The sequence below is a fragment of the Dokdonella sp. genome (assembly GCF_036518555.1).
Classification (GTDB): domain Bacteria; phylum Pseudomonadota; class Gammaproteobacteria; order Xanthomonadales; family Rhodanobacteraceae; genus Dokdonella_A.
Window position 1 is genome coordinate 1 of sequence record NZ_DATDMY010000070.1, and the last position, 7,484, is coordinate 7,484.

Below are 7,484 nucleotides of genomic sequence, written 5' to 3' on the forward strand. Positions count from 1 at the left end.
CTTGCCCATGAAGATGTGCGTTTCGCCGAACGCGATCTTGCCGGCGACGACCTGCGAGGTGTGCGCGACGATGAACAGCGAGTCGCCGTAGACCTCGATCTTCGGGCGCTGGTGCGCGTTGTGCGCGTCCTCGACCGCGAGCTCGTGCAGGCCGAACTCCTCGCGCAGCGTCTCGAGCAGGTCCTCGCTCGGTTCGCGCACGCCGACCCAGACCCATTCGTCGGGCGTCTCGAGGACGTCGCTGATCTCCTCGACCGTGATGTCGCGCAGGCGACGTCCGTCGGCGGAGTACGCGACGCAATTGACGACCATCGGATCCTTGCAGGTCGGGTCGGTCGGCAGCGGGCTGGCGGGAAGGTCCATGGCGCATCATGCCGCGCCCGACATGAACGCGGCAATCGCGCGGATGCCGGCGTAGGGCCGGCGCGGCCGTCCGACCACGCCCGTGACGGCGCGTGAGTCGAACGCGAATGAAGCGCGAATGCCTTGCGGCGGCCGCTGCCGACAATCGCATGGGCCCGCGGCGCGGGCCGGGCGGACATCCGCGTCCGCATCGAACGTCACTCGCACATCGGGGTCATCCATGCGTATATCGCTGCACGCCGCCATCATCTTCGCCGTGTTCTCCGGCCATGCGTATGCCGGCCGTTTCGTCGATCTCGGCGTGGCCAACGGCCAGATGACGAGCCTGTCCCACAACGGTCGCATCGCAGCCGGCATCGCCGGCGAGAGCGGGTGGCGTTGGGCGAAGGACCGCGGCGCGTCCGTGCTGACCGGCTTCGTCGAGGCCGAGGGCATGAGCTCGTGGGCGCAGCCGATCGCCGGCGCGTGGACCAACGCGGCCACGCTCGACGTCGCCGCGCTCGCCTACAGCAACAGCGATCTCGTCGGCGGACCGGTCGAAATCGGCGGCATGCCCGACGCCGCCGGCCTCGACGGCACGCTCAGCGTCGGCTACGGCGTATCCGACACGAACGTCGCGGTCGGGCTCGCCTACGACGACACCGGCAATGCGATCGCGTTCCGCTGGGACGCGGATGCGGGCATCGCGCGCCTGGCCGTCGATCGCCCCGGCAACGCCTCGCGCGCGAACGGCGTCAGCGCCGACGGCCGCGTGATCTGGGGCTGGAACGACCAGGACGACGGTTTCCGCAGCGCGGTGGTCTGGCACGACGGCGTGCCGAGCGACCTCCTCGACGCCGACGGCCATTCCGTCGGAGAAGCCGACGGCGGCAGCCGCGACGGCCGCGTCGTCGTCGGCAGCGGCCTCGCGACGCCCGACGGCAGTTCGGCCTGGCGCTGGACCGCGGCGACGGGCGTGCAGCCGCTCGGCGTTCCCGCGCTCGCGCCCGGCCGCCGCGCGGTGGCCGCGCCCGCATCACCCGCGCGCGCCGCGCTCGTCGCGGCGCATCCGGAGCGCGCGAGTGCACGCGTCGGCGACGGCGCAGTGCAGGGATTCCCGCCCGCGTCGTACGCATTCGGCGTCAGCGATGACGGCAACGTCATCGTCGGCCGCAGTGGTGCGTTCCCGATGTTCTTCGCGACGGTGTGGACGCCCGCGACGGGCATGGTGCGGCTCGACGACTACGCGAGCGCGCACGGCGTGGCGATCCCCGCGGGCTGGTCGCTGCTGACGGCCACGGCGGTGTCGGCGGATGGGCTCGCGATCGGCGGCTGGGGCGTCGATCCGAACGACGCGTTGAACTCGTTCGTGATCGACCTGCACGACGACGCCCCGCGACATGCGCTGCTCGAGGCGCACGGCACGGTGGACTGGAACGACCTGCCGGACGGCCCGTTCGCAGGCGTGCCCGTCGGCACGCCGGTGACGATGACGTTCCGCATCGCGCCGGACGGCGTCGAGGTCGAGCCGGGCGAAGCGACGTCGTACCCGGTCGAACTCGATACGTTCTCGCTCGTCGCGGGCACGGCGAGCGACTCGCTCGTCGCGACTCCGTCCGGCCCGGGCGTCTGGATCAACAACGACTATCCGCTGTCGGACGGCATCCACCTGTTCGACACGCCGACCGCGACCGCTGGCCAGTCGATGGAGTTCGAGTTGTTCAATCCGCGCGGCGACATGTTCGATTCGGACGACCTCGGTCGCATCGACCGCACGTTCGGCCCCGAATTCTTCGAGAAGGCGTCGTGGGTCGTCGCCGCGGGCGGTCAGTTCGGCATGTACATGGCGCTCGACTCGGTGAGCATCCACGACGTCGAGGACGGAACCGACGTGATCTTCGACGACGGCTTCGAAACGCCGCAGCTGCCTTGACGCGCGCGTTCATCGGTGCCGGCCCCGCGCCGGCACCGGTTCATGCCTGCGACCGCAGGCGCAGCGCGAGCGCGAGATGGATCGGCAGGAACAGCACGATCCAGTGCAGGTTGGCCTGCGCGAACGTCGGCAGGATCTTAGAGAACAGCGCGAGTGCGGCGCCGAGCACGACGAGCCACGCGATCACGCGCGCGCGCGGCCGATCGCGCAGGCGGCCACGCGCGATGCCGAACCATGCGGGCACAAGCGCGAGGCAGAGGGGATTCAGCAGCAGCAGGTTCTCATTGCGCCACGCCGCGCGATGCTCGGTGCCGAACCAGAGGAACAGCAGCAGCAGGCCGCCGATGCCGCAGAACAGCTCGAACAGCAGCGCGAAGGTCGCGAGCGGTACGCGGCGCGAGGCGCGCGTCGAACCGCCGAGCGCGTGGAGGACCGCGCCCAGCGCGAGGCCGAGGCCGAGGAACGGCCAACGCAGGTCGGGCGGCAGTGCGGGCGAGGGTTCGATCTCGCCGCGCGCGAGCGTGACCGCGGGCGCCGCGAACGGCACGCTGCCGTTGTTTGCACCGGCGACGACGTCCGCGAGCGTCGCGGGCACGAAACTTTCCTGCCAGTAGTCGATGCGCTGGTCCGCGTACGGGCCGAGGCCGAGGTCGATGAGCAGCATCAGCCACGGCTCCGGCGCCATCAGGCGCAGGGCGTCGAGGCGCCAGGTATAGCCGCGCGAGCGGCCCTCGCTCTGCGCGTGCAGCGCGCCGCCGAGTGCGTGGTCGAGCGCGTCGCGCACGCGCGTCGAGCAGTTGGCCTCGAAATAGTCGTAGTGGTACTGCACGTTCTCCGGGCGCACGTTCCATTCGAGGAACTCGACCAGCGTGCGCGTCTGTTCGGGCGTCAGCGCGAGCCGCTGCTCGACGATCTCGCGCCGCTCGTAGCGGTACATGTCGAGGTCGTCGGCGAGATCGTCCGCCGCCATGCGATAGCGCATGCGGCCGCGCGCGAAGTTGAGCAAGAAATCCTGCTGGTCGAAATCGAAGATGCCGTAGTTGTAGGCGATCGCGCTGCCGCTCGCCGGATCGCGCACGACGATCGCGTTGTGGCCGAAGCGTTCGAAGAAGATCTCGCCGGGGCCGATCGTGAGCAGGCTGACTTCGGGTGCGGTCGGCGCCGCCGCCGCGGGCAGCGCCGAGACGTCGCCCGCCTGCGCGTGCGCGGCGCCGGATGCGACGAACAGCGACAGCGCGAGGGCGCAGGCGCGCGCGCACGCGGCACGCCACGGCGCGCTCAAGGCGTCGGTCCCGCCGCTTCCGCGCGCATCATGCCTCGTGTACCCGTACCGCAAACTGCTGCACGCGGCGCGCGTCGGCCTTCGTCACGTGGAAATGAAAGCCGCCGAGCGTCGTTTCCTCGCCGACTTCGGGCAGGTGGCCGATCTCCGAGGTGATCATGCCGCCGACGGTGTCGAACGCCTCGTCGCTGAGGTCGCAGCCGAAGCGCTCGTTGAATTCCGCGATCGGCGTGAGCGCGTTGACGAGGAAGTCGCCGTTGGGCGCAGGCTGGATCATCGTGTGCTTGTCGTCGTCGTCGTCGTGTTCGTCGCCGATGTCGCCGACGATCTGCTCGAGCACGTCCTCGATCGTGATGAGCCCGGCGACGCCGCCGTATTCGTCGACGACGATCGCCATGTGGTTGCGCGACAGGCGGAACTCCTTCAGGAGGATGTTCAGCCGCTTCGACTCGGGGATCATCGTGACCGGCCGCAGCAGCTTGCGGATGTCGCAGTCGGCGCCTTCGGCGAAGCAGCGCAGCAGGTCCTTGGCGAGCAGGATGCCGAGGATCTCGTCCTTGTCGCCCGCGTGCACCGGAAAGCGCGAGTGCCCCGACTCGAGCACGTCGGCGAGGATCTGCTTGAGCGGCGCGTCGATCGGCAGCGAGACCATCTGCGCGCGCGGCACCATGACGTCGGATACGGTGAGGTCGGCGACCTCGATCGCGCCCTCGAGCATCGACAGGGTGTCGTTCGAGAGGAGGCCGTTGGCCTGCGCGTGACGCAGCTCGTCGATGAGTTCCTCGCGACTCTGCGGTTCGCCGGAGAGCGCCTGCGTGATGCGCTCGAACCACGATCGTGGCGGGGGTGTACTGGGAGGGTCCTCGCTCATTGGGTGCCGCTGCGAGCCCTTGCGGGCGGGGCGGCAGTGTAGCAAAAGCGCGAAGACGGCAAGGTTGCGGTACGGCGAAGCCTCCGCAAATGGCTGATGCAGCTACGAAAAATGCGCATCAGGTGGCGTCGTGGCGGTACGGATCGACGATGCCGAGCCCGGCGAGGATGTGTGTCTCGAGCGCTTCCATGCGTTCGGCGTCGCGCTCGTCCTCGTGGTCGTAGCCGAGCAGGTGTAGCACGCCGTGGATCGTCATGTGCGCGAAATGGTCGCGCGCATCCTTGCCCTGTTCGCGCGCCTCGCGTGCGACGACCGGCGCGCAGATGACGAGGTCGCCGAGCAGGCCGCTGTGCTCGCCGGGCGCGGGTTCGTACGGGAAGCTCAGCACGTTGGTCGCGTAGTCGCGGCCGCGGAACTGGCGGTTGTAGCGCCGGCCGGCCGCACGGCCGACGATGAGGATGTTGAGTTCCGTCCAGCCCGGTCTCTGCTCGAGTTCGGGGATCGCGGCGAGCCAGCGCTCGAACGTGCGCAGCACGGGCACGCCCTTGCGGCCGGCCTCGTTGCGCAGCCACAGGCAGACACGCGAGTCGTCGCGGTCGCGCGCGGCGCCCTTCTCGAGGCGACGCCGGCGTGGTTCAACCTTCATCGGTACGCGTCGCCTTCGACGCGAGCGTGTCCGCGGTCGCCTCGCGCTGCTCGTACGCGCGCACGATGCGCTGCACGAGCGGGTGGCGCACGACGTCCTTCGCGGTGAAGAACGTGAAGCTCACGCCGTCGACGTCCCGCAGCACCTCGATCGCGTCGTGCAGGCCGGATTTCACGTGGCGCGGCAGGTCGTTCTGCGTCATGTCGCCGGTGACGACCGCGACCGAGCCGAAGCCGATGCGCGTGAGGAACATCTTCATCTGCTCGACGGTCGTGTTCTGCGCCTCGTCGAGGATCACGAACGCGTCATTGAGCGTGCGCCCGCGCATGTACGCGAGCGGCGCGATCTCGATCACGTTGCGCTCGACGAGCTTGCCCACCTTCTCGATGCCGAGCATCTCGTACAGCGCGTCGTAGAGCGGGCGCAGGTACGGGTCGACCTTCTGGGTGAGGTCGCCGGGCAGGAAACCGAGCTTCTCGCCGGCCTCGACCGCGGGCCGCACGAGGATGAGGCGCTGCACGCGGTTGTCGTTGAGCGCGTCGACCGCCATCGCGACGGCGAGGTAGGTCTTGCCGGTGCCGGCGGGACCGACGCCGAAGTTGACGTCGTGCGTCGCGATCGCGTGCAGGTAACGCTGCTGGTTGGCGCCGCGGCCGCGGATCGTTCCGCGCTTGGTCTTGATCGCGACGTCCTGCGCGCCTTCGGCCGCGCGCGCATCGAGCGCATCGATGCCCGATTCGGACAGGCGCAGGTTCACCTGCGCGCCGGTCAGCGTTTCATGCCCGGTGGCCGCATAGAGGTCGCGCAGCACGCGCTCGCCGAGCTTGACCGCATGCTCGCTGCCGGTCACGCGGAATACGTTGCCGCGGTTGGCGATCTCGACGCCGAGGCGCAGTTCGATCTGGCGCAGGTGCTCGTCGAACGGGCCGGCGAGATTGGCGAGACGCTCGCCGTCGTCGGGCTCGAGCTCGAAATCGTGGTGGGTGAGGTCGGTCATGGGCGTCGAAGCGTAGCGCGCGGCGCCGGGTTGGGCCACAGTTGGCCTCGGGGCGCATACAGGAGTGCTTCATGCAGGCGATTCCGCACGGCGTTCCGGAGCCGCGCTCGTGCTCGCGGCTTCGCTGTCGTTCGGGCGCTGATTTTCCAGCGCCGTGAAACGAGAGGTGATTGCATCTAATTAAACGAAGAATTAAATTATGCGAATGGCCACGAAACGCCCTGCCAGGCGGCCCGTTGGCGTCCGACCACGCACGCCGGGCCGCCCCGCCGCCGCGAGTCCGGAACTGCGTCCGCGCCTGCTCGACGCGGCGCTCGCGTGCTACGTGCGCGACGGTATCGCGGCGACGTCGCTGCGCGCGATCGCGCGCGAGGCGGGGGTCACGCCTGCGCTGCTGCACTACTACTTCGGCGATGCGACGCAACTGCGCCAGGCGGTCGTCGACGAGCGCGTGCTGCCGGCGATCGCGTCGTTCCGCTCGACGCTGCCGCTCGACGGCGAGGTCGCCGCGCTCGTCGCCGCCTTCGTCGGCGGTGTCGGCGCGCTCGTCGAGCGCTACCCATGGCTGCCCGCGCTGTGGGTGCGAGAAGTGCTGTGCGAAGGCGGCGCGCTGCGCGACGTCGTGCTCACGCGCGTCGCGCCGCAGATTCCGCAGGCGCTCGCCGCGAAGTTCGCGCAGGCGCAGCGCGAAGGCACGCTCAATCCGGACCTCGATCCGCGCCTTCTCGTCGTCTCGATGATGGGGCTCACGCTGTTTCCGGCCGCGAGCGCGCCGATCTGGCGCAGCCTGTTCCACGCGTCCGACATCGGTGCCGACTCGCTGCGCGCGCACACGATCGCGCTGCTCGATCGCGGCCTCGGTGTCGGCTAGGAGTCGTTCGTGAAGACATGCCCTTTCAGTTCGCGCAGCCGCATCGCCGCCAACGTGCGGCCGTCGATCGTCGCGGCGCTGCTGCTGCTCGGCGCGTGCGCGAAGTCGCCGCCGCAGGCGCTCGGTACGCTCGAATTCGATCGCGTGAGCCTGCCGTCGCCGGCGGCCGAGCGCATCGTCCGCATCGACGCGCACGAAGGCGAGCAGGTTGCCGCGGGCCAGCCGCTGCTCGAACTCGATCCTGCGCACACGAAGGCGCTGCTGGCCGCCGCCGAGGCCGCCGCGCAGCGGGCGCGCGACGCGCTGGCCGAGCTGAAAGCGGGCCCGCGCGCGGAGGAGATCGCACAGGCGCGCGCGAACCTCGCCGCGAGCGAGGCCGAGGCGCGCGAGGCGCGTGCGTACTACGCGCGCCTGCTGCCGCTGAAGGACCGCAACTACGTCGCCGCCGCCGATCTCGACCGCGCGCGCGCGGCAGCCGGCAACGCCGACGGCAGGGTGAGCGCGGCGCGTGCGGCGCTCGACGAACGCTTGCACGGTACGCG

Annotated in this window: 7 protein-coding genes and 1 pseudogene; 3 read left to right on the forward strand and 5 right to left on the reverse strand. The window is 70.1% G+C overall.

Features of this window, described 5'->3' with window-relative positions; genetic code table 11:
- On the reverse strand, positions 1 to 363 hold a 363-nt coding region (locus tag VI238_RS04580; protein WP_331648928.1), incomplete at its 3' end, for a CorA family divalent cation transporter.
- Between the two features lie 220 nt (positions 364 to 583).
- On the opposite strand from VI238_RS04580, the gene VI238_RS04585 reads away from it, so the two are divergent.
- Positions 584 to 2,275 carry a hypothetical protein gene (locus VI238_RS04585; protein WP_331648930.1) on the forward strand — a complete coding sequence of 564 codons (1,692 nt, stop codon included), beginning with the start codon at positions 584 to 586 and terminating at the stop codon, positions 2,273 to 2,275.
- 40 nt (positions 2,276 to 2,315) lie between these two features.
- Here VI238_RS04585 and VI238_RS04590 read toward each other — a convergent pair whose 3' ends face one another.
- The 4 genes from VI238_RS04590 to VI238_RS04605 all read right to left on the reverse strand — a co-directional run bounded on the left by VI238_RS04590 (position 2,316) and on the right by VI238_RS04605 (position 6,071).
- Positions 2,316 to 3,557 (reverse strand): DUF4105 domain-containing protein, encoded by a 1,242-nt coding sequence (locus VI238_RS04590; protein ID WP_331648932.1) that lies wholly within the window; start codon positions 3,555 to 3,557, stop codon positions 2,316 to 2,318.
- A gap of 28 nt (positions 3,558 to 3,585) precedes the next feature.
- The gene (locus VI238_RS04595) at positions 3,586 to 4,428 is read right to left on the reverse strand and encodes an HlyC/CorC family transporter (protein ID WP_331648934.1); all 843 of its coding nucleotides are present in this window, start codon (positions 4,426 to 4,428) and stop codon (positions 3,586 to 3,588) included.
- 118 nt (positions 4,429 to 4,546) lie between these two features.
- Positions 4,547 to 5,074 (reverse strand): rRNA maturation RNase YbeY, encoded by a 528-nt coding sequence (gene ybeY, locus VI238_RS04600; protein WP_331648936.1) that lies wholly within the window; start codon positions 5,072 to 5,074, stop codon positions 4,547 to 4,549.
- A complete protein-coding gene (locus VI238_RS04605) occupies positions 5,064 to 6,071 on the reverse strand; it encodes a PhoH family protein (protein WP_331648939.1) in 1,008 nt (335 codons plus the stop codon). Before VI238_RS04605 ends, ybeY begins: the two co-directional genes overlap by 11 nt.
- Before the next feature lie 205 nt (positions 6,072 to 6,276).
- On the opposite strand from VI238_RS04605, the gene VI238_RS04610 reads away from it, so the two are divergent.
- Positions 6,277 to 6,942, forward strand: a complete 666-nt coding sequence (locus VI238_RS04610; RefSeq protein ID WP_331648941.1) for a TetR/AcrR family transcriptional regulator — start codon at positions 6,277 to 6,279, stop codon at positions 6,940 to 6,942.
- Between the two features lie 9 nt (positions 6,943 to 6,951).
- Positions 6,952 to 7,484 (forward strand): annotated as a pseudogene (locus tag VI238_RS04615) (hemolysin secretion protein D); the annotation flags it as partial.

What these genes read in the sequence shown, in the direction of transcription:
- VI238_RS04585 (WP_331648930.1), top strand. Translation starts at nt 584, where the DNA reads ATGCGTATATCGCTGCACGCCGCCATCATCTTCGCCGTGTTCTCCGGC.
- VI238_RS04605 (WP_331648939.1), bottom strand. Translation starts at nt 6,071, where the DNA reads ATGACCGACCTCACCCACCACGATTTCGAGCTCGAGCCCGACGACGGC.
- VI238_RS04610 (WP_331648941.1), top strand. Translation starts at nt 6,277, where the DNA reads ATGGCCACGAAACGCCCTGCCAGGCGGCCCGTTGGCGTCCGACCACGC.
- VI238_RS04595 (WP_331648934.1), bottom strand. Translation starts at nt 4,428, where the DNA reads ATGAGCGAGGACCCTCCCAGTACACCCCCGCCACGATCGTGGTTCGAG.
- ybeY (WP_331648936.1), bottom strand. Translation starts at nt 5,074, where the DNA reads ATGAAGGTTGAACCACGCCGGCGTCGCCTCGAGAAGGGCGCCGCGCGC.